This window comes from Mesorhizobium sp. B3-1-7, from assembly GCF_006439385.1.
Classification (GTDB): Bacteria; Pseudomonadota; Alphaproteobacteria; order Rhizobiales; family Rhizobiaceae; genus Mesorhizobium.
In genome coordinates this window covers 87,606-107,324 of record NZ_VFTL01000001.1, presented here as the reverse complement: position 1 = coordinate 107,324, position 19,719 = coordinate 87,606, and the positions used below count along the sequence as shown (strand labels likewise).

Sequence of the window (19,719 nt, the reverse complement as noted above, 5' to 3'; positions counted from 1 at the left end):
TCAGAGCCTCTTCTCGACCAGAACCTCGACGCGCCGGTTGAGCGCGCGGCCTTCGCGCGTCGAGTTGTCGGCCACCGGATCGGTTTCGGCGCGACCCTCGGAAGAGATGCTCTCTTGCGGCACGCCGGCCTGCACCAGAAGCTTGGCTATGGTTTCGGCGCGCGCTTCCGACAGACGCTGATTGCTGGCAAACGGATTGGACTTTTGCAGGCGCACATTGTCGGTATGGCCGACGACGGTGATTTTCCCGATCAGCTCCTTGTTGTCCAGGATCACCTTGGCGATCGCTGCGATCAACGGCTCGTACCCTTCCGTCAGCGTCGGCCGCGAGGACTGGAACAGCTCGGGATTGGAGGACTGGACGATCAGCTTGGCCAGCGAGACGCTCTCCGTGCCGCTCAGCGCCCCCTTGAGGTTGTCCGGCGCTTCGGCCTTGAATTCGGGCAGCAGCGCGAAATCGACGGGCTGCGGCGGTTCGGGCGCATCTTGCTGTGGCGCGGCGCGGGTGACGTCGCCGCGCGAGGCCGGCGGCAGCGTGCGCACCAGCGCCGAGAGCTCGACCGCCTGGCTGCTCAGGCCCATCGACAGGCCGATATAGGCAGCCGCGGCGACGACGATCGCCGCAAGCGCCATCACCCAGATCGGAACGATGAAGCGCTGCGGCTCGTCGGAGGCGATTACGCCTTTCCAGTTCGGCGACAGTGGCGCGTCCTCCGCGTCCGCGTTGCGCAGGAAGCGCGCCGCCGCCACACGCACGGCATTCAACGACCGGTCGCCGGCGCGGCCGGGCACGCGATACTTGCCGCGGAAGCCGAGCGCGAGGCAATAATATTGCAGCTCCAGCATTTCCCGGTCGCGGTTGGGATGCCGCTCCAGCTCGTCGAGCCGCGTGAAGAACTGTGTGCCGGCATCGACGTCGCCGCGCAACATGACGACCAGCGGCTGGCGCGGCCAGGCGCTGGCGCCGCCCCACGGCGTGTTAAGCGCCAGATCGTCGAGCAGCGCCGCCACTGCCCAGGCGGCCTGGTCGGCGCGCTCCAGCGATGAACCAGCCGCAACCGCCGCGTCACGGGCCCGCACCAGCTCGTCGAGCAGGCGCGTGCGCATGACTTCCGGATTCTCCGGCGCCAGCGCGCTTTCGAGCTCCGGCGCGAATTCGAGCAGCGGCGCGAAGATGTTGATCAGCGTATTGGGATGGGAGCGCGCCCGTTTGACCGGCGCGCCCGGCGCCAGCGGCGCCATCGGCCGGGGCGCCGCGCCGGTCAGCCGGATGCGGGTGCGCTCGCGATCCTCCGACAGTCCGAAAGGATCATCCCGGCTCATGGCCTCACCTGTTCACCGAATAGCAGTCGACCTGCGGCTCGCTCGGCAGCACACCGGAAACGCCGATGACGAAGCCGGGGGCGTCGAGCAGCGAGGCCCAATGCTCGCTCTTTTGGTCGAGCTCCAGGCACAGCCGGTCGCCGTCATAAGGGATCTCGCGCGGCTGCGAATGAAGCGGTTTCAGCGGAATGCCCGGCAGGCGAGACTTCCACAGCCCTTCGAACTGGTCGGCGGATCCGACCGTCGCCTGATTGACGAAGATCTTGCGCAGCGCGTCTTCCGAAAGCTCGGAGCCGACGCGGATGACAATACGGCTGGCGACCAAAAGCTTCGGGTTGTCGATGCGCACCTTCCAGACATTGGTCGCGTGCCGCATGACCGGCAGCGCGCGCGATTTCGGCTCGATGTAGCGCAGGCTGAGGATGAGCGAACGCAACGCGTCGGCCAGCGCCATATAGGCGGGGCCGGGCGCCATGTGATCGTAGGCCGGCAGTTCGCCGAGCCGCCTGGAGCTCGAGCCGTAGGTGGCCATCTCGCCGGCGAGGCCGGCAAGCTCAAGATAAAGCTCGGCCGGATGGAAGACATCCTGGGCCAGCATATGGGCAAGGCGTGGCCGCGCGGCGTTGGCGAGGTGCAGCATCAAAAGGTCCTCGACGCTGCGCCCGGCCCCGCCCATCACCATCTTGCCATGCGCCTCGGCGATCTGGTCGAGGCCGGTGACGACCTCCTGCAGCAATTGCCGATACCAGTGGACGGCGCCGGTGATCAGCGTCGGCGGCAGGAAGGACTGGTCGAGCGAGACGCCGCCATCGGCGCGCACGCCCGTGATGTCGGCGACCGGCAGCGCGGTGTAGCCGCCGACCGATTTGCCGGGCGCCAGCAGCACCGCTTGCGGTCGGGCGATTTCGATTTCCTCGGGATCGGCGCCGCCCTGCACGGCATCGCGCACCGGGACGATCTTGCCGTGGTAGCGCGCGCCCGTCGATGCGGCATGCGCCGGATCGAATCCGACGCCGCCGGGCGGCTCGAGCGGCAACGCCACCAGCACCGGCCCGGCGCCGGTGTCGGCCGTGACCGGCAGCGGCTTCGGCGCGTCCATCAGTTCCGGGATGGAGAAGGGCGTGCCGTCCGGGAAGATGCCCCGGGCGGACACGATCGAGACCTGGCCGGCATCGAGCAGCGACTGGTCGAGCGTCAGCTGCTGGAAGCCGAACGTATGGAGCTGGCCGGCCTGCAAGGCGCCGCGCACCATCCCCTCGAAGAACCGGTCCTGCTGCTGGAAATGCTGGGTCCTGAGAAACAGGCCCTCCGACCACAGCACCCTGTTTGCGTCGCTCATGCCATTACTCTCTGCACTGCCCTGCCGCCTGGTTGCCACGTTGCTAAGCGGAGATGCCGCCCTTGCCGAGGCTGACGTTGATGGTGAATTTCGAGCCCGGCGACACCGACTTGGTCGTGCGCCAGTTGCGTCCGCCAGGCTCGCGGATCAGCGCCACGAAGCCGAGCGCGGTGGCGTTCGGTTCGACCGTGATGGTTTTTGCCGCCGTCTTGCCCGGAGCAACCGAGATCGCGTCCGAGCCGATGAGGTCGGCGCCGAGCGCCGAGCCGGCATCGCCCTGCAGCGCGAAATAATCCGCCGAGTTGAACTTGCCGGTGCTGGCAAGCCGCATCACCAGCACCGTCACCGGTCGGTCGTCGCCGCCCGGTCCCGGATTCATGCCGGCGCCGCCAGTCACGTTGACGGAGATGACCGATGGTTTCGGCGGGCCGCTCTGGCAAGCCGCAAGCAGCCCCGTGGCGCCGATGGCAATGATGAATTCGCGTCTGTCGATCATGTCCCTACTCCTCTTCATATGCATCCCTGAAGTCTGCGCCGATCTCGCCCAGGAAGCTCGATTCCGCGCTCTGGGCGATGTCGCGATGGCGTTTCTGGTAAAGTTCCCACAGCTTGGCATTGCGCCCCCCGGCGAGCAGATTGCCGATCGCGGAATTGGACTTGAGCTCTTCTTCGATCGCGGCCGGATCGAAACGGTCGATCATGCGCCGCAGCGCCGCCTGCACGCCGCGCCAGGCGCGCACGTGATGCTGCGCGAGATCCTTGACCGCGTCGCCGATCGCCGCCTCGCCGGAGAGAAAGCCGGGGCTGCGTTCCGCGATGATGGTGACGATGACATCCTCGACCGTCGGCAGGAATTTGAGCGGGTTGACCTCGGAGGCGCCGACCATGGTCTGGGCGACACGCGCGCTTCCCTTCTCTTCGGCGCGCTTGCGCAGGAGCTGCATCAGGCCATCGAGCATCAGCCGGTATTCCCGCCCGAACTTTTCCATTTCGGCAATCGCATCGCGCCCGGGAAAATCGGCCTCCTCGACGCCCATGCCGCGCAGGAACGCGGCGCGCAACGCCATGTCGCTGGACGCCGGTTGCGCCGGACGCGATGGCTTGGGAACGGGAACAGGGCGAGGTGGTGGCGCTGAGGGGTCGGCCGCCTGCGCCGGTATCTCCCATGGACGGGCGGCCTTCGGCTTCTCGGCGGGCCGCCCGTTGCGACCGGTTGCGTCGGCGCTGCTGCCGGAAGCGGGCGTCGCGGCTGGTCCGAAGCTGAAATCGTCGAAGCCGGACGGTTTCGGCGCGGGCTCGGGCATATCGTTGCGCGATGGCATCTCGCCGAAGCCGAAGGGGTCCGCTTGGGCGGCGTCAGGCTCTTCGCTCGAGGCCGGCGTCGCCACCGGATCGAGGCTGAACGGGTCGTCGAAGGCGGGCGAGCTGCGCTGGTTCGCGGCGCGATCGTAAGCCCCGGGCACAGGCTGTTCGAACGGATCGGGCAGCCCTGCCGGGCGCGGCCGCTGCGGCTCTTCTTCGACCTTGGCCGAGAAGAAGTCGTCGCCGCCAATGCTGGGTGGCGTCCGCGATTGCGGCGGCGACCATGCCGGCGCGGCGTTGGCGACCGGCGCCTGACCGATCGAGGTGTGGCCAGCGCTGGGTTGAACCTCGACATGGAGCACATAGTCGCCCAGGCGCAGCCGCATGCCGCTTTGCAGGCGCGTCGACCTGCCGGTGCCGAGCGGGCTGTCGGAATCGTCGATGAACAATCCGCTGCTCGACGTGTCGGTGACGAAGTAGCCGTCGCGGCCGCCGCTGATCTTGCAGTGGGCGCGTGAAACGAACATGTCCGGATCGTCGATCTGCCAGCCGGCATCGGCGCTGCGGCCGATCACCAGTTCGCCTTCGTCCAGCCGGGTCTGCCTGACCACCTGCGAGCGCGGGCCTTGTTCCAGCGTCAGCAGCAGGCTCATGCGGCTGCCTCCGCCATTTCCGGTCGCCAGCCGACGATGGTGCGCAACCTGAGATCGTCGGCGTCCCCCTTTTCGGCGGGCCGCGAAAGCCAGGAGGTTCGGCCAAGCTGGATGGTTCCCATCTTCGGCGAAGGCACGGCTTCACGCGCGAGCACGATCCTGAGATCGACATCGAGCGCTTCGCCGATCATGTCGCGCACTGCCTTCTTGAACAGGGCAAGGCGCCGTTCTCCGGGCAGGAAGGACCTGAAATCGTCAAGACTCAGCGGTCCGACGCGCAATTCGATCCGGCTCTGCCGGCTGAAGACGCGCGGCCCGATCGTCGCGCCGCTGCCGAGCGTCGCATAGGCCTTGCCGACACGGCTCTGCAGCGCCGCCGGAATGGTGATCCAGGCGGCGACGAATTCCTTGATCTGCACCGGCACCTTGAAGGCGGTGGCGAGAAACAGCGTCAGCCGCTCCGCGCCGTCGACCTGGTTTGCAAGCGATCCGGCCTGGCGCAGCCGCACCGTGTCGAGCTCGGGATCCTGCGTGCCGGGAAGGCCGATCCCGGCCATGGCTTCCAGCATGGCGCGGACGCGCCCGCCGACCGAACGTTCGACCTGAACCGCCGGATGTGCGTCCGCCCATGCGCGGTAATAGAGCGCGATCATGCGATGCTGCAGGATGTTGACGAAGTCGACGAAGGTCGTGTCGCTGGTCTGCTCGGCATCGGCGCCGGTGAACCAGCGCTGCGACAGCCGGTCGAGCACCCAGCGCGTCAGATGCAGCGGCATCGGTCCTTCCGGCCCGAGCAGGCCGAGATTGGCGACCGTCACCCGCGCCGGAGCCTCGTCCCTGGCGTTCTGGAATTTGACCACGTCCCTGGCCGAGAAGCTCAGCCGCACATGTTGGCCGATCCTTGCCGGCTCACGGTCCGCGGTTCCGGAATGCCCGAACAAGCCACGCCGCTGCTCCAGGCGGCGCAGCAGCTCGAAGAAATCGTACCCCTCCGACAGCGGCTCCGCTTCGGTTGGGGCCAGCCACGCTAGATCAGGTAGCGATTGCCGGGCGTCATCGGCCATGGCACATCCTCCTGCTTCTGCAGCAACCGCGTACGCGTCCGCACGAAACCATTTATCCCGGCGTGGCGGGCGAACAACCGCGCAAGCAGGGCCGAAAGCAGCAGCGTGCTCTGGCCCGCCAGCACCGACTGGTCGACGTGCAGCGTCACCTCGGTGCCGCGGCCGAAACACATCGGTCCGTCGATCTTGAGCCGCTCGATCACCGGCCGCGAGTCGATGCGGGTGATCGAATACACGTTGCGGGCAAGGCTCGGATCGCCGCGATCGGCGTAGAGGTCGAGCAAGGCATGCAGCGGATCGACGCCGCGACCTTCCTTGGCGAGGCTGAGGAAATTGAGCGAGAGCTGCGCCACCAGCCGCCAGGCGAGATTGTCGGCGCGGGATTCGCCTTCGGCGCCGGCCGGCAGCGCCGCCGGGATCGCCGGCTGCGGCGGCCGCAGCGCGCCGAGCAGCCGCACCGCTTCCACCGGATCGGCGGTCTCCAGCGTCAGCGCCGGCGTATCGTCCAGGATCGGCAGGTCGCGGTTAGTGCACAGCGCCATCACGTCGAGCCGTTTCAGCGGCCGGTTGGGCTGGCTTCCGGCCGGACGCGAGACGGCGAGAAACACGTCGTCGCCCGTGTAAGAGGTGCGGGTCAGGCCGTCGCGCCGCTCGTCCTCCGTGGCCCGGCGGGGGCGCCGCTCCGCCGAATAGACCCAGCCGCTGCCCCGGTTCTGCCCTAGGCTGAACAATTCGGGAATGATCGCCTCGCTGCCTTCAGCGTCGGCGTCTTCCACCCGGATGACCCGGAAGATCTCGAAATCGCGCGCCCGGGTGCGGTCGGCATGCAGCACCTGGCGCGTCCGGCGCGGGTCGATCTCGATGACGTTGCACTCGCGTTCGAAGAGATTGATGATCGGCGTTGCGAACAGCTCGAAATCGGCCACCGCCACATCGGCGAGTTCCGGCACCGGACGCCGGAACAGGAAGATGATCTCTATTGCCCCATCGCACTTGCGCACCACAGGCTGCAGGCCGGCGACGCGCACATAGTGGAAGCGCTCGGGGATCAGGAAATATTCGCGCAGCAGCCGGTATCCCTCGAAGGTCGGGCGGGTGCGCGGCATCAGCGCTTCGTCGTCGTGGATGCCGATCATTTCGGGCTCGGGCAGCGCCGTGAGCGGATTGGTCTTGCCTTCCGCCCGCGCGCCGACGGCCGAGCAGGCGCCGAAGATCGCGTCGAAGATGAGCGGCGCCTTGGTGCGCCCGGCGAAGTAGAGATCGAGCCGGTCGAGCGACAATTCGCTGAGCTTGCCCTTCCCGGTCCGGGTAAGCGCGATGCGGAATGCCGCTTCGCCGCGCACGCCGCCGACCGGCGCGATGCCGGCGGCGGCCAGCGCGCTGCGGTCCTGGAAATAGCTGACCGAATTGATCGCGATCGGCCACAGCGTGACCTCTTGCGCGGTGGTGAAGGTCGAGCGCGTCGAGAGCCCGGGATGCAGGCCGGAAACCAGCCGCGTGCCGCGCGCCACGGCATGGCCGGCGATCATCGACTGCACCTGCTGCCCGGGTTTCAGCACGGCCATCGCGGTCGCCGGCGCCGGCGTCACCAGGTCCGGATAGAGCACGTCGAGCACGGCGCGCGAAAAGCGCGAGCGCTCGGCGTCGACCTTCAGCCGCGTGCGCGCGGCAAGAAAGGCGACACCGTCGAGCAGCCGTTCAACATAGGGATCGGGGCAGGGAACGGTGTCGAGGGAAAGGTTGCGGGCGACCGCCGGATGCATGTCGGCGAATTCCGCGGCCAGCGCGCGGATATGGGTCAGTTCCTCTTCGTAATACTCCACGAAGACCCGATCCATCTCAGGTCTCCCGGAATTCGGTTCGCGCCAGGCCGTTGTCGAGATTGATCGTGGTGCGCAGCCGCATGCGTTCCGGCGTCGGCGTCATGATCAGCACGGCGTCGATCTCGATCTTGAGGCCGACGGTCTTGTCGCCAAGCGTGACGTTGACGGTCGTAGCGCTTTCCTTGAGGCGCGGCTCGAAAGTGGCGAGCACCGCGCGGATCTCGCGCGCCAGCGTGTCGCGGTCGAAATCCCGCGACGAGCGGCCGGAAAACGACGGCACGCCATAGTTGACGACGCTGCGGCGCACCTCCGGAAAGTCGGCGAGCGGCGGCAGCTCATCCAAAGGCTGTTCGTGCTCGGCGTCGGAAAGCATCGGCACGGACTCGAAACGCTCGGTGTTGAACAGGGCCTCGATGTCGCGCCGCACCGCTTCCCTGAGCACCCGCGCCGACACCACCACGCCGCGGCTTTCGATCTCGGTGCGATGCTCGGTCTGGAAGACCAGTCTGTGCAGTCGTCGTTTCTGCTCGGATGTCAGTTCGGCATCGGCATCGATGACGCGCGCGCTGCCGGCAAGAAGAGCCTCGACGCGCTCGGCGCCGAGTTCTTCTTCCAGCAGACGGCGCAGCCCGTCGATCTCCGACGTCAGCCCGGGCAAGTCGTTGACGAGGCGGTCCCAGAGGGAGGGCTGGACCGCCTCGCGCTTTGCCTGCGAACTGCCGGCAAGCTGCGCTTTCGCGCCAGGCCGCTTGGCCTCACTTGCCGACATAGACGTCCATTTCGATCTCGTCGTCCTTGTCGTAGACGAACTTGATCTTCTTGTAGGCGAAGCTGACTTCTTCCTCGATCAGGTCCGCCTCGTCGTGGGCCTGCCGCATGTCGTATTCCATGACGGAGGCGTCGGTGAGCGTCACGACCAGATAGTCGCTGGTCTCGCCGTCAATGGTGCGGCGGGCCGAAAACACCACTTCGTCCAGCGCCTTGTTCTCGAACAGCGCCTTCTTCAGGTAGGGCGACGACTTGTCGTAGTGCTTGAAGAATTTGATCATTCCCATCGACACCCGGCCGCGCCGCGACAGCGAATTGGGATCGTAAGGCGCGATCATCTTGTAATCGACGCCATGGATCTCGATCTCGTCCTCATGGCCGTCGCGCTTGCTCGGGCCCTTGATATCCGGGACTTTCAGGAAGCCGTCGATCTTCATCGAAGGCGCATCGGCTCTATCAGGCATTGTCTTTCTCCACCGCTTTCAAAACGAAACAAGATGACTGCGATTTCAGCCCTTCACTGACGGCAATTCCGACACCAGCCGGAGCGAGGCGTTGATGCCTTCCAGCTGGTAGTGCGGACGCAGATAGAAACGGGCATTGTAGTAACCGGGCCGGCCTTCGACGCTGTCGACCTGGACCTCGGCCGCGGCAAGCGGGCGCTTGGCGCGCGCCTTGTCGTCGGCAAAGGCAGGGTTGGCCAGCACGTACCGGTTGATCCATTCGGTCAACCAGGTCTCCATGTCGGTGCGTTCCTTGAACGAGCCGATCTTGTCGCGCGCGATCGCCTTGAGGTAGTGCGCGAAGCGCGAGACCGGGAAGAGGTAGGGCAGGTTGGCGCTCAGCCGTTCGTTCGACTGGGCGTCGGGGTCGACCAGACGCCCGGCGCGCGTCTCGTCGTCCTGCAGCGAATGCGCGCCGATGAAGGCCGCGAGATCGGTGTTCTTGCGGTGCAGGATCGGCATCAGGCCGAGCTTCGCCAGTTCCGCCTCGCGCCGGTCGTCTATGGCGACTTCCGTCGGGCATTTCATCGCGATCGACCCGTCGTCGGTCGGGAAGGCGTGCACCGGCAGGTTGAGCACCGTGCCGCCGTTCTCGACGCCGCGGATCTGCGTTCCCCAGCCATAGAGCTTGTGGCTGCGGTTGATGTTCACGCCCATCGGGAAGGCGGCATTCATCCAGACATATTTGTTGTGGTCGCCGCCCACCTCCTCCTCGAAGGTGAAGCCCTTCACCGGAACCGTCTCGGAGCCATAGGGCAGGCGCGCCAGAACCCGCGGCATGGTAAGGCCGATGTAGCGGGCATCCTCGCTTTCGCGTAGCGATTGCCATGAGGCATAGGCCGGGTTGTTCACGATCATCTGCAGGTCCTGCGGGTTCGGCAGTTCCTGCCAGCTGTCCATGCGGAACAGCCGTGGCGAGGCGGCAGCGATGAACGGCGTATGCGCCGAGGCGCAGACGCCGGAAATGTTGCGCAGCAGCCCGACGTCGCGCGGATGGTTGGAGAATTCATAGGCGCCGATGATGCAGCCGATCGGCTCGCCACCCAGCATCGAATACTCGTCGGTGTAGACCTTCTTGAAGATCGGGCTCTGGTCCCACATCTGGCCTTCATAATCTTCGAGCGTGTCGGCCAACTGCTCCTTGGAGATGTTCATCACCCGGATCTTCAGCTTGGTGTCCGTCTCGGTGTTGTTGATCAGGTACCAGAGGCCGCGCCAGGTGCCTTCCATCTCGCGCACTTCCGGCGCGTGCAGGATCTCGTTGACCTGCGTCGTCAGCATCTTGTCGATGCCGGCGATCAGCGACTTGATCGACTTGATCGCATTGGACGAGATGGTCGTGGTCTCGGAGCGCGATTGCGCGGCAAGCGCCAGGTTGCGCACCAATTGCTGCAGCTTCTCGCTGTCGTCCTTCTTGACCTTGAAATCCTTTTCAAGGAGGCCGCTGAATTCGCCAAGATCGATGGCTTCCGCCTCGGCGGTGGCGGCTGCGGTCTTTTGCTGTTCGGCCATGACTTACTCCTCGCCCTTGCCGTCATCCATCGCCTGGCTGGCGATCTTGCTCAGCAGCGGCTCGTTGTTCAGAAGCTGCGCTATGCGCTTTTCCGCGTCGACGCGGCCGTCCATGAAGCCAAGCAACTCCTCGAGCTGACGGCGCATCTTCAGGATTTCGGCCAGTTGCGGGACCTGCTCGGCGACCTTGTCCGGCGCGAAGTCGCCCATCTTGGAGAAGGTGAGATCGACCATGAGCTCTTCATCCCGCTCCTGGCCCTCGGCCTGTGGCAGGGTGTTCTTCACCCGCGCCTTCACCCGCGGCCCCATCGCTTCCATGAATTTCGGGAAGCGGTTGGCGTCGGTTTCGACGAAGTTGCGGTCAAGCACCGACTTCGACGCTTCCTTGGTCTGCGAAGCGCCCGAAAGGTCGGCCATCACGGCCATGACGAACGGCAGTTCGATCGTCGTCGGGCTGCCGTAGGTTTCAACATCGTAGGCGATCTGCACGCGCGGCGCGCGGTTTCTTTCGATGACCTTCGCTTTGCTCTCTGCTGGCATGCTTTTCTACCTTTCATCCTTCTGGGCCGGCTTCTTGGGATCGGGGACGCCGGCAAGCTGCCGGAACTCCTTCAGCCCCGACGGGGCGAGATCTTCCATCAGTTCCACGAAATCCATGTGCACCATCCGGCGCACGCGCCGGGCGAGATGCGGGATGGGGCTGGACGGTTCGGTGCGGTCGTAGAAGGCGACCACGAGGTCGAGGCATTTGACGACCTCGTCGCGCGAGTTGATCCGGTCCGGCAGACCGGCGCTCGCGTCCACAGGGCTTGCCACACTTGCCATCGTCTCGGCTCCATGACCGTTGCGGGCGGGCATCGCTGATTCCGCCGCCGCCTGCGGAGCGGGCTTCGCGGCGCCGTTCGCCGTGGCGCCGCCACTGGAATTCCGCTCCAGCGTCGTCAGCAAACGCTGCAGGAACTTCTTCAATTCCGGGACGGTGGCGCCATGGCCTTCGATGCGGGCGTTGAGTGCGGTGTCCACCGCCTCGAGCGCGGCGATCGCGGCACGCGCGTCGGCCAGCAGCGACGTCATCACATCCGCTGCTTGATCGATTTGCGCCGCGCATCCGGTGCGCACGCGGTTCAACAGCTGGTTGTGGGCGCTCGTCAGCGCCGCCTTTTCGGCGGTCCCGAGGCCAGAGGCTGCTTCCTGGAGCATGACGCGTTCGTCGAGCGCAGCCTGTTCCAGGTCCCGGCCGCTGATCGGCCCGATCGCGCGCGGGGAGAAGAAGGCCACCTGCCTGAGGTTCGCCAGCAAGCCTTCTTGGCCGTTTTGCAGATCGAGCAGCGCGTTGATGCGGCGTAAGGCAGCTTCGCGTGGGGCCCCCGTCCGCAGCGACGGGTGCATCGTGTCCCAGTACTGCTCGAAGGTTCGCGCAATCAACGTCAGCCCCTGGGCGAGGCCGGCCAGCCCTTCCTCGTTGGCCAAGGCCCGCGCGACGATGACCAGCAGGCGCAGGTCCCGGCCGCGGGTGCGCAACTCTTCGGCCCTTTCGAGCACCGCCGCCCAGTCGACTGGACTGGACTGGGACGCGGGCTTGCTGTTGCCGTCATGGACAACTTTGAGCTGAGGCTCGGTCAAGCGCTCCAGCTCATGAAAGGCCGGGTCGTTGCGCAAGTCCTCTCCCGACGGATTCTCACCGTTCAGAGGATTCAGCCAGAGTGCGAGATCAATCACACCAACCCCCAGCCAGCGGCCCTGAGACCCCTATGTGACGCAACGTTATCACCGGCCTCACGCGACGACAATTGAGCACCTGCGCAAAAACTAACGGAAGCTAAACGCGACCGTTCTTTCTTTGGCCAAACCCATTGCGCGATTGCCAGACCCGGTATGTGAAATGGCTCGCATAGCCCGGGCAGCAATCCGGTGTTTGTTGCAGCGAGTTTGCAAGGCTTGTGTAACCGGGCGGTGCCGCCCGGATAGATTCAAAAACCTTATCCGCCACGCGGCTTTGTCAAGCAGCAGCTTATATGGCAGGGTACGGTCGGCAGGTTGCGGGAGCAGGTTCGATGGAACAGCGCCGGTCATCGCAGAGTTTCAAGCGTAAGGAACTGGTTGCCAAGCTCAACGCCACGGGGGTGCGCGCCTTCAAGGCCGCGGCCGACACGGCCAAGCTGCGCGGCAATCCTTATGTCGAGCTTGTCCATTTCATCCAGCAACTGGTGCTGTCCGAGCGCTCGGATGTACAGATGATCGTCGCCGACGCCGGTATCGATGCCAGCCGGCTGACGGCCGACATGACCCGCGCCATCGACAAGCTGCCCTACGGCGCCACCTCGGTGGAGGAATTCTCCGACCACATCTTCCACGCCATCCAGGAAGGCTGGAACCTGGCGACGCTGGAGTTCGGCGTGGAAGAGGTGCGTAGCGCCCATATCCTGCTTGCCTGCCTGAAGACGCCGGTGCTGGAAGGCCTGGTGTCCAAGATCAGCGCCGAATTCGACAAGATCGACGCCGACGGTGTCGTTTCCCGCTTCGCCGACGTCACCGAAGGCTCTCTCGAAGCCGGCTCACCGCCCGCCGCGGCCGCTACCGAGACGCCGATGAAGCGCGGTCCGGGCGGGGATTCGGCGCTGGCGAAATACGCAACCGACCTCACCCAACGCGCCCGCGACGGCAAGATCGACCCTGTCGTCGGCCGCGATCCGGAGATCAGGCAGATCGTCGATATCCTGATGCGACGCCGGCAAAACAACCCGATCCTGACCGGCGAGGCGGGCGTCGGCAAAACCGCGGCGGTCGAGGGTTTTGCACTGCGCATCGCCCAGGGCGACGTGCCACCGACATTGCAGAATGTCAGCGTGCGCATGCTCGATGTCGGGCTGATGCAGGCGGGCGCCAGCGTCAAGGGCGAGTTCGAAAAGCGGCTGAAGGCGGTCATCGACGAGGTCCAGGCCTCCGAGGTGCCGATCATCCTGTTCATCGACGAGGCGCACACGCTGATCGGCGCCGGTGGCGCGGCCGGAACCGGGGACGCCGCCAATCTGTTGAAACCGGCATTGGCGCGCGGCGAGCTTCGCACCATCGCCGCCACGACCTGGGCCGAATACAAGCAGCACATCGAGAAGGACCCGGCGCTGACCCGCCGTTTCCAGGTGGTCAAGATCGACGAGCCCTCGGAAGCGGTGGCCGTGCTGATGTTGCGCGGCGTCGCAGGGGTCTTGGAGCAGCACCATAAGGTGCAGATCCTGGACGAGGCGATCGAGGCGGCGGTCTCGCTCTCGCACCGCTACATCCCGGCCAGGCAACTGCCGGACAAGGCGGTCAGCCTGCTCGACACCGCCTGCGCCCGCGTCGCGGTCTCGCAGCATGCGACGCCGGCCGAGGTCGAGGACATCCTGCGCCGCCGACAGGCGCTCGAGGTCGAGAGCGGCATCATCGGCCGCGAGGCGGCGATCGGCATCGACGTCGCCGACCGGCAGGCTCGTGTCGACGCCGGGCTGGCGGAAACCGAGACCAGTCTGGCCGCTGCCCAGGCGCGCTGGGACCGGGAGAAGGCTTTGGTGAGCGAAATCCTCGACCTGCGCGCCAAGCTGCGCGGCGAGGGCGTGCCGCTCGACGAGGCTGCGGTTGAAGAGGCCGCCGCGGAGACGGGGAGCGTCGAGGGCGCGGCAAAGGCGCCCGAACAAAAGGCGCCCGAGAGCAAGGCTGGCGAGAGCAAGGCCGGCGACGGCAAGGCTGCCGGTTCGAAGAAGGCAAAGTCCTCGAAAGCCAAGATTGCGAAGGCCGAAACGGCTTCCGCCGAGCCGGCTGATGAGGCCGCCGATCTCGCGCGGCTGCGCGAACTGATGGCCGAGCTTGCCGACGCGCAGGGCGAGACGCCGCTGATCCTGCCGTCGGTCGACCGCAACGCGGTCGCCGCCGTGGTGCAGGATTGGACCGGCATCCCGACCGGACGCATGCTCTCCAGCCAGACCGAGAAGGCGCTGAAGCTCGCAGCGACCCTGTCCGAGCGCGTGGTTGGCCAGGACCACGCTATGGAAATGATCGCCAAGCGCGTCCAGACCAGCCGCGCCGGCCTTGGCGCGCCGGAAAAACCGGTCGGCGTGTTCCTGCTTTGCGGCCCCTCCGGCGTCGGCAAGACCGAGACCGCGCTGGCGCTGGCCGAGACGCTTTACGGCGGCGAGCAGAACCTGATCTCGATCAACATGTCCGAATTCCAGGAAGCGCACACCGTCTCGACGCTGAAGGGCGCGCCGCCCGGCTACGTCGGCTACGGCAAGGGCGGCATCCTGACCGAGGCGGTGCGCAGGAAACCCTATTCGGTGATCCTGCTCGACGAGGTCGAGAAGGCGCATCCGGACGTGCACGAGATCTTCTTCCAGGTCTTCGACAAGGGCATGATGGATGACAGCGAGGGCCGGCGCATCGACTTCAAGAACACGCTGATCCTGCTGACCTCGAATGTCGGCTCCGACGTCATCATGGACCGCACCAGGAACGGCACGGTGCGCACCGGCATCGACGATCTCGACACCGCGCTGCGCGCCCCGCTGCTGAAGGTCTTCCCGGCCGCCTTCCTCGGCCGGGTGGTGACCATTCCCTACTATCCGCTCTCGGATGCGATGATCGAGGCGATCGCAAGGCACCAGTTCGGCAAGATCGCCAAGCGCCTCAAGGCAACCAACGATGCCGAGCTGGTCATCGGCGATGGCGTGATGGACCTGGTCAAGGCGCGCTGCACCGAGATCGAATCCGGCGGGCGCATGATCGACGCCATCCTCACCAACACGCTGCTGCCGGAACTCAGCCGCGGCGTGCTCAACCGCTCGCTCGAGGGCAAGAAGATGGCGAAAGTCACCGTCGGCGCGTCGGCGGAAGGATTTACCTACTCGTTCGAATAGGCCTCCACGGTGAGGGACCCGGCTCTCAGATGGACCAGAGCGCGCCGCCGTCGCAGGCGACGGCCTGGCCGGTGATGTAGGAGGCGCGGTCGGAGGCGAGGAAGGCTGCCAGCGCCGCGAACTCTTCGGGACGGCCGATGCGCTTGGCGGGTATGGCCTGGCTCACCTTTTCCAGGTCGAGCTTCGCGTCCGCCAGTCTCTCGGTCAGCGTATAACCCGGCATCAGCGCGTTGAAGGTGATGCCGTTGGCGCCCTCTTCCTTGCTCAGCGTGTTGATCAGCCCGTGGATGCCGGCGCGCAGCGAGTTGGAGAGCGCGAAGCGGTTGATCGGCTCCTTCGCGGCGATGGAGGTCACGAACAGCACGCGGCCCCATTTCTTCTCGCGCATCGAAGGCAGCACCGCCCGCACGATCTCCACCGCGCTCATGAACAGGTTGTCGAAGGCGGCGCGCCATTGCTCGATCGTGATCTCGTCGAAGGGCGCGGTGGGCGGGCCGCCGGTGTTGACCACCACGATGTCCGGCGCGCCCAGCGTCGCCTTGGCCCGCTCTACAAGTTCCGTCGCCGCGCCCGGCTTCGCGAGGTCGCAGACGAGCGCCGTCGCGCCGATCTCGCGGGCGGTCTGCTCCAGCGCCGCCGCGGTGCGGGCGCAGATCGCCACGCGCGCGCCTTCGTCCAGCAATTCCTTGGCCACGGCGCGGCCTAATCCTTTCGAAGCGCCCAGCACGAGCGCGTTCCTGCCCTTCAATCCAAGATCCATCCGTCCTCTCCGATGATGCCGCGCCTCAGGCGCCGCTGACCTCGACGCTGCCAAGACCGGCAATGTCGAACCGATAGGAAAAAGCCTTGTCGGGGAACCGCGTGCGCACGATGCTGCCCGTCATGACGATGTCGCCCGCCTTCATGCCCCTGCCGGAAGCGCCCAGATGGTCGGCCAGCCAGGCCAGCGGCTCATAGGGGTGACCGAGCGCATCGGCGCCGACCCCTCTGCCGATCTCGGCGCCATCCTGGTAGACGATCGCTTCGACGGCCTCCAGTGCTGGGGGCGGGGCGACGAAATTGCCCAGCACCACGCCGGCGTTCCACGAGTTGTCGGCAACCAGCGAGCGCACGTCCAGCACAGAATAATCGGCATGACGATCGTCCACCACCTCGACCGCCGGGCAGACGCCGTCGACCGCCGCGGCGACCTCGTCGCGCGTATAGGGTGCGGCGCGCGGCGCGAGATCGCGGCCGAGCCGGGCGCAGATCTCGAATTCCAGACCGAGATGGCCGTAGCCTCTCAGCGAGAGCTTTGCTCCGCTATGCATTACCCGCCGCCCGAAAACGGCGCCGGCGACAGGGTGGTCGATCCCGCACATGCTCTGCATGCTGTGCGAGGTCAGGCCGATCTTGTAGCCGGCTATGCGGTCGTCGCCGATGATCGCCCCGACATAGGCATCCTGCACCTTGTAGGCGGAGACAAGATCCGACAATCCCTCGATCGTCGCGAACTGCGTGTTGTCCTGATGGCCGCGCACCAGCGCTTGTGCGGCACCAACAATATCGAACGCCATATCAAATCTCTCCATTCCCGTCCGACAATTCGCTCGCCGATTGCCGGACAAATTCGTCGTAAGCCCAGACCACCTAAGGGGTTTTCGGCATCGGGATTTCCCGACGTCGTTTCGATGCATGTCGTTATCCCGGAACCGCTGCACATTTCTGGGCGACATGCATCAGAGATTGGTCTCGTCGGGGTTGAGCACCACCATAGTCGACGTCTCGGCCACCGATGGGATCGATTGCAGCACGTTGCTGATGAATTCGCGAAGCGCCGCGATGTCCTTCACCCATACCCGCAGCAGGTAGTCGATGTTTCCCGTCACGAGCAGGCATTCGGTGATCTCCGGATGTTTCGCCACTTCGTTGAGAAACAAGCCGGCTCCTTCCGGGCCTTGCTGCCCCAGGCGCACGGAAACCATCACGCAGACGCCGAGGCCCAGTGCCGCCGGATCGATCCGCGCCGCATATCCCTGGATCACGCCCGTCTCCTCGAGCCTCTTCAACCGGCGCGCGCAGGGCGTGGGCGAAAGGCCGATGCGCTCGGCCAGCTCCACCGTCGAGATGCGGCCGTCCTGCCGCAGCTCGCGCAGGATGCGATGGTCGATGCTGTCCAGTGCGATCATGGCGCTTTCAGCTAAAATTTCCCCCAACCTTGGTGACTATGCGCGAAAAGTTGGCGATGACAAACGAAATTTATCGTGAATGCGCTTTGATAAAGCGATAAGCTCGATCGAAAGAAGGAGGAGGCCATGGCCGCTTATATGATCTGCACGATGAGGATCCACGATCCCGAAACCTACAAGAAGTACACCGCGCTCACCCCTGCCACGTTGAAGAAGTATGGCGGGAAGTTCCTGACGCGGGGCGATCCGGTGACCACATGCGAGGGTGAGACTTTCACCGATCGGATGGTCATCCTCGAATTTCCGGACGAGGCCACGGCCCAGAAATGGTACAATGACACCGACTATCAGGCGGCGTCGAAATTCCGCCGCGCCTCTTCCGATCGCGGACGGATGATCCTGCAGCAGGGACGCGGCGAAAGTACCGCTCCCGACCCGCTCGTCTGAGCGGGCCAAGCCGTTGAGCCGGCAAAGTTCGTCCTTGATGCATGTCGCCCAGAAGTGTGCAGCGGTTCTGGGACAACGACATGCATAAAAACAAAAACTTAGAGCGCGTCCCGGGGAACGCATCTTGCGATCCCCGGAAAAGTTCATGCTACAAACGTGAGCGGGATAGTGCGAGTTTTCCTTGAAACGCCGACCCGCTTCAGGTCGAACTTGCGAGGCAGAATTTGGCTCGTTGGAGGCCGGTCATGAGGGCCGAGGATTTGCAGGTCGCGCGGGAAGCGTATGAGAATTATGCGGAATTCTACCGCAAATCTTCCTACTCCGCCTTTCCCCAGCAGCATCGCACCATACAGGGCACCGTGAGTGTCGGGGCGCCAAGTTAAAGCGGTCCAGCTTGCAGGGAACACTGCTTACGAAGGCTTTCGGCGCTTATCGGTCTCGGTGGACCAATGCCCAAAATCTGTGAAACGCGCGAAAAGCGAGCTCATAGCGTGAATGGACACAGGTGTACATTCACGCTAAGTGTGTGCTTGGCGCCACTTTGCGGTGTTTGGCACCAACGGCAGGTATCTTAAGAGGCGATCGATGCACATGTTCGAGCTGGAGGCCCGGCGACCAAGCCCTTGCGGTGGTGCGACGTCACTGGCCTGTGACGGCGGTTTGGGCGCATGACGAGGCAGTACTCGGCGCTTTCGCTCTTCAAGGAGGGCATCGCCGGTCAGACCGGTTGGGAAAAGGCCTGGCGCTCTCCTGATCCGAAACCGCGCTACGACGCGATCATAATCGGCGGCGGTGGGCACGGCCTCGCCACTGCCTACTATCTCGCCAAAAATCACGGCATCACCAACATCGCGCTCCTGGAGAAGGGCTGGATCGGAGGCGGCAATACCGGCCGCAACACGACCGTGGTGCGTTCGAACTACTTCTACCCGGAAAGCGCGGCGATCTACGGACTGGCCCATAGCCTCTACAAGAGCCTTTCGACGGACCTGAACTACAATGTGATGTTTTCCGCGCGCGGCATCCTCACGCTCGCGCACAGCGAAGCGGGAATGGAAACCGCCGCGCGGTCGATCAACGCCATTCAGGTCAACGGCATCGATTGTGAGTTGTTCTCGGTCGAGGACGTGCGTCGCGTCGTGCCGATCTACAATTTCAGCCCGGACACACGCTTCCCCGTCTATGGCGGCACCTGGCAGCCAAGCGGCGGCACCGCCCGCCATGACGCTGTCGCCTGGGGCTACGCCCGCGCGGCGAGCCGTCTCGGTGTGGACATCATCCAGAATTGCGAGATTTCCGATTTCATCATCGAGAATGGGCGCTGCCGCGGCGTCGTCACCTCGCGCGGCGCAATCCGGGCCGAGCGTACAGGCATGGCGGTGGCCGGCCATTCGTCGGTGCTGGCGGCGAAGGCGGGCTTCCGGCTGCCGGTCAATTCCTATGCGCTGCAGGCCTGCGTGTCCGAACCGGTCAAGCCGATCATCGACACGGTGGTGATCTCGCCCGACACCGGCGTCTATGTCAGCCAGTCGGACAAGGGCGAACTGGTGATCGGCGGCGCGCTCGACCGCATCCCGTCCTATGGCCAGCGCGGCAACCTGCCGGTGCTGGAAAGCGTGATCGCCGGCATGCTCGAAATGTATCCGATCTTCGGCCAGTTGAAGATGATGCGGCAATGGGCCGGCATCGTCGACGTCGTCCCGGATTCCTCGCCCATCATCGGCGAGTCGCCGCTGCCCGGCCTTTTCCTCAATTGCGGCTGGGGCACGGGCGGCTTCAAGGCTATTCCCGCAGGCGGCACGCTGCTTGCCCATCTGCTTGCCACCGGCAGGCATCACGACATCAGCCGGCCCTTCGATCTCGACCGCTTCGCCCGCGGCCGCCTGATCGACGAGGCCGCCGGCTCCGGCATTGCCCATTGAAGGTGT

At 65.3% G+C, this 19,719-nt stretch carries 17 protein-coding genes; 3 read left to right on the top strand and 14 right to left on the bottom strand.

The window, feature by feature from the left end; translation table 11 throughout:
* The 11 genes from tssL to tssA form a co-directional block, all read right to left on the bottom strand.
* Nucleotides 1–1,323, bottom strand: coding sequence for a type VI secretion system protein TssL, long form (gene tssL / locus FJ417_RS00540; protein WP_140782104.1), 1,323 nt, complete (start codon nt 1,321–1,323; stop codon nt 1–3).
* A gap of 4 nt (nt 1,324–1,327) precedes the next feature.
* On the bottom strand, nt 1,328–2,662 hold the full coding sequence (gene tssK / locus FJ417_RS00535) for a type VI secretion system baseplate subunit TssK (RefSeq protein WP_140643169.1): 1,335 nt from the start codon (nt 2,660–2,662) through the stop codon (nt 1,328–1,330).
* 43 nt (nt 2,663–2,705) lie between these two features.
* A complete protein-coding gene (gene tssJ / locus FJ417_RS00530) occupies nt 2,706–3,158 on the bottom strand; it encodes a type VI secretion system lipoprotein TssJ (protein ID WP_140782103.1) in 453 nt (150 codons plus the stop codon).
* Between the two features lie 4 nt (nt 3,159–3,162).
* Nucleotides 3,163–4,617 carry a type VI secretion system-associated FHA domain protein TagH gene (tagH, locus tag FJ417_RS00525; RefSeq protein WP_140782102.1) on the bottom strand — a complete coding sequence of 485 codons (1,455 nt, stop codon included), beginning with the start codon at nt 4,615–4,617 and terminating at the stop codon, nt 3,163–3,165.
* Entirely contained in the window at nt 4,614–5,681 is a 1,068-nt protein-coding gene (tssG, locus tag FJ417_RS00520; protein ID WP_140782101.1) for a type VI secretion system baseplate subunit TssG, read from the bottom strand. The genes tagH and tssG overlap by 4 nt, the downstream gene beginning before the upstream one ends.
* Nucleotides 5,645–7,519, bottom strand: coding sequence for a type VI secretion system baseplate subunit TssF (gene tssF, locus FJ417_RS00515; protein ID WP_140782100.1), 1,875 nt, complete (start codon nt 7,517–7,519; stop codon nt 5,645–5,647). Before tssF ends, tssG begins: the two co-directional genes overlap by 37 nt.
* A gap of 1 nt (nt 7,520) precedes the next feature.
* Nucleotides 7,521–8,273 (bottom strand): type VI secretion system baseplate subunit TssE, encoded by a 753-nt coding sequence (gene tssE / locus FJ417_RS00510; protein WP_140782099.1) that lies wholly within the window; start codon nt 8,271–8,273, stop codon nt 7,521–7,523.
* The gene (locus FJ417_RS00505) at nt 8,260–8,709 is read right to left on the bottom strand and encodes an Hcp family type VI secretion system effector (protein WP_181166839.1); all 450 of its coding nucleotides are present in this window, start codon (nt 8,707–8,709) and stop codon (nt 8,260–8,262) included. Before FJ417_RS00505 ends, tssE begins: the two co-directional genes overlap by 14 nt.
* Nucleotides 8,710–8,781: 72 nt before the next feature.
* Complete coding sequence (gene tssC, locus FJ417_RS00500; RefSeq protein ID WP_140654756.1) at nt 8,782–10,287, bottom strand: type VI secretion system contractile sheath large subunit; 1,506 nt, start codon at nt 10,285–10,287, stop codon at nt 8,782–8,784.
* Between the two features lie 3 nt (nt 10,288–10,290).
* Nucleotides 10,291–10,827: a type VI secretion system contractile sheath small subunit gene (tssB, locus tag FJ417_RS00495; RefSeq protein WP_140643156.1), complete on the bottom strand. Its 537-nt coding sequence runs from the start codon at nt 10,825–10,827 to the stop codon at nt 10,291–10,293.
* A 6-nt stretch (nt 10,828–10,833) separates the two neighbouring features.
* On the bottom strand, nt 10,834–12,006 hold the full coding sequence (gene tssA, locus FJ417_RS00490) for a type VI secretion system protein TssA (protein ID WP_140643154.1): 1,173 nt from the start codon (nt 12,004–12,006) through the stop codon (nt 10,834–10,836).
* A 335-nt stretch (nt 12,007–12,341) separates the two neighbouring features.
* On the opposite strand from tssA, the gene tssH reads away from it, so the two are divergent.
* Nucleotides 12,342–15,176 carry a type VI secretion system ATPase TssH gene (tssH, locus tag FJ417_RS00485; RefSeq protein ID WP_140782098.1) on the top strand — a complete coding sequence of 945 codons (2,835 nt, stop codon included), beginning with the start codon at nt 12,342–12,344 and terminating at the stop codon, nt 15,174–15,176.
* A gap of 25 nt (nt 15,177–15,201) precedes the next feature.
* Here tssH and FJ417_RS00480 read toward each other — a convergent pair whose 3' ends face one another.
* The 3 genes from FJ417_RS00480 to FJ417_RS00470 form a co-directional block, all read right to left on the bottom strand.
* Nucleotides 15,202–15,936 carry an SDR family oxidoreductase gene (locus tag FJ417_RS00480; RefSeq protein ID WP_140643150.1) on the bottom strand — a complete coding sequence of 245 codons (735 nt, stop codon included), beginning with the start codon at nt 15,934–15,936 and terminating at the stop codon, nt 15,202–15,204.
* 25 nt (nt 15,937–15,961) lie between these two features.
* Nucleotides 15,962–16,732 carry a fumarylacetoacetate hydrolase family protein gene (locus tag FJ417_RS00475; protein WP_181183121.1) on the bottom strand — a complete coding sequence of 257 codons (771 nt, stop codon included), beginning with the start codon at nt 16,730–16,732 and terminating at the stop codon, nt 15,962–15,964.
* Nucleotides 16,733–16,894: 162 nt separating this feature from the next.
* Nucleotides 16,895–17,344: an Lrp/AsnC family transcriptional regulator gene (locus FJ417_RS00470; RefSeq protein ID WP_140782096.1), complete on the bottom strand. Its 450-nt coding sequence runs from the start codon at nt 17,342–17,344 to the stop codon at nt 16,895–16,897.
* A 126-nt stretch (nt 17,345–17,470) separates the two neighbouring features.
* Here FJ417_RS00470 and FJ417_RS00465 point away from each other — a divergent pair, with 126 nt between their 5' ends.
* Entirely contained in the window at nt 17,471–17,791 is a 321-nt protein-coding gene (locus FJ417_RS00465) for a DUF1330 domain-containing protein (RefSeq protein ID WP_140782095.1), read from the top strand.
* A 668-nt stretch (nt 17,792–18,459) separates the two neighbouring features.
* The gene (locus tag FJ417_RS00460) at nt 18,460–19,713 is read left to right on the top strand and encodes a sarcosine oxidase subunit beta family protein (protein ID WP_140782094.1); all 1,254 of its coding nucleotides are present in this window, start codon (nt 18,460–18,462) and stop codon (nt 19,711–19,713) included.
* Nucleotides 19,714–19,719 lie beyond the last annotated feature (6 nt).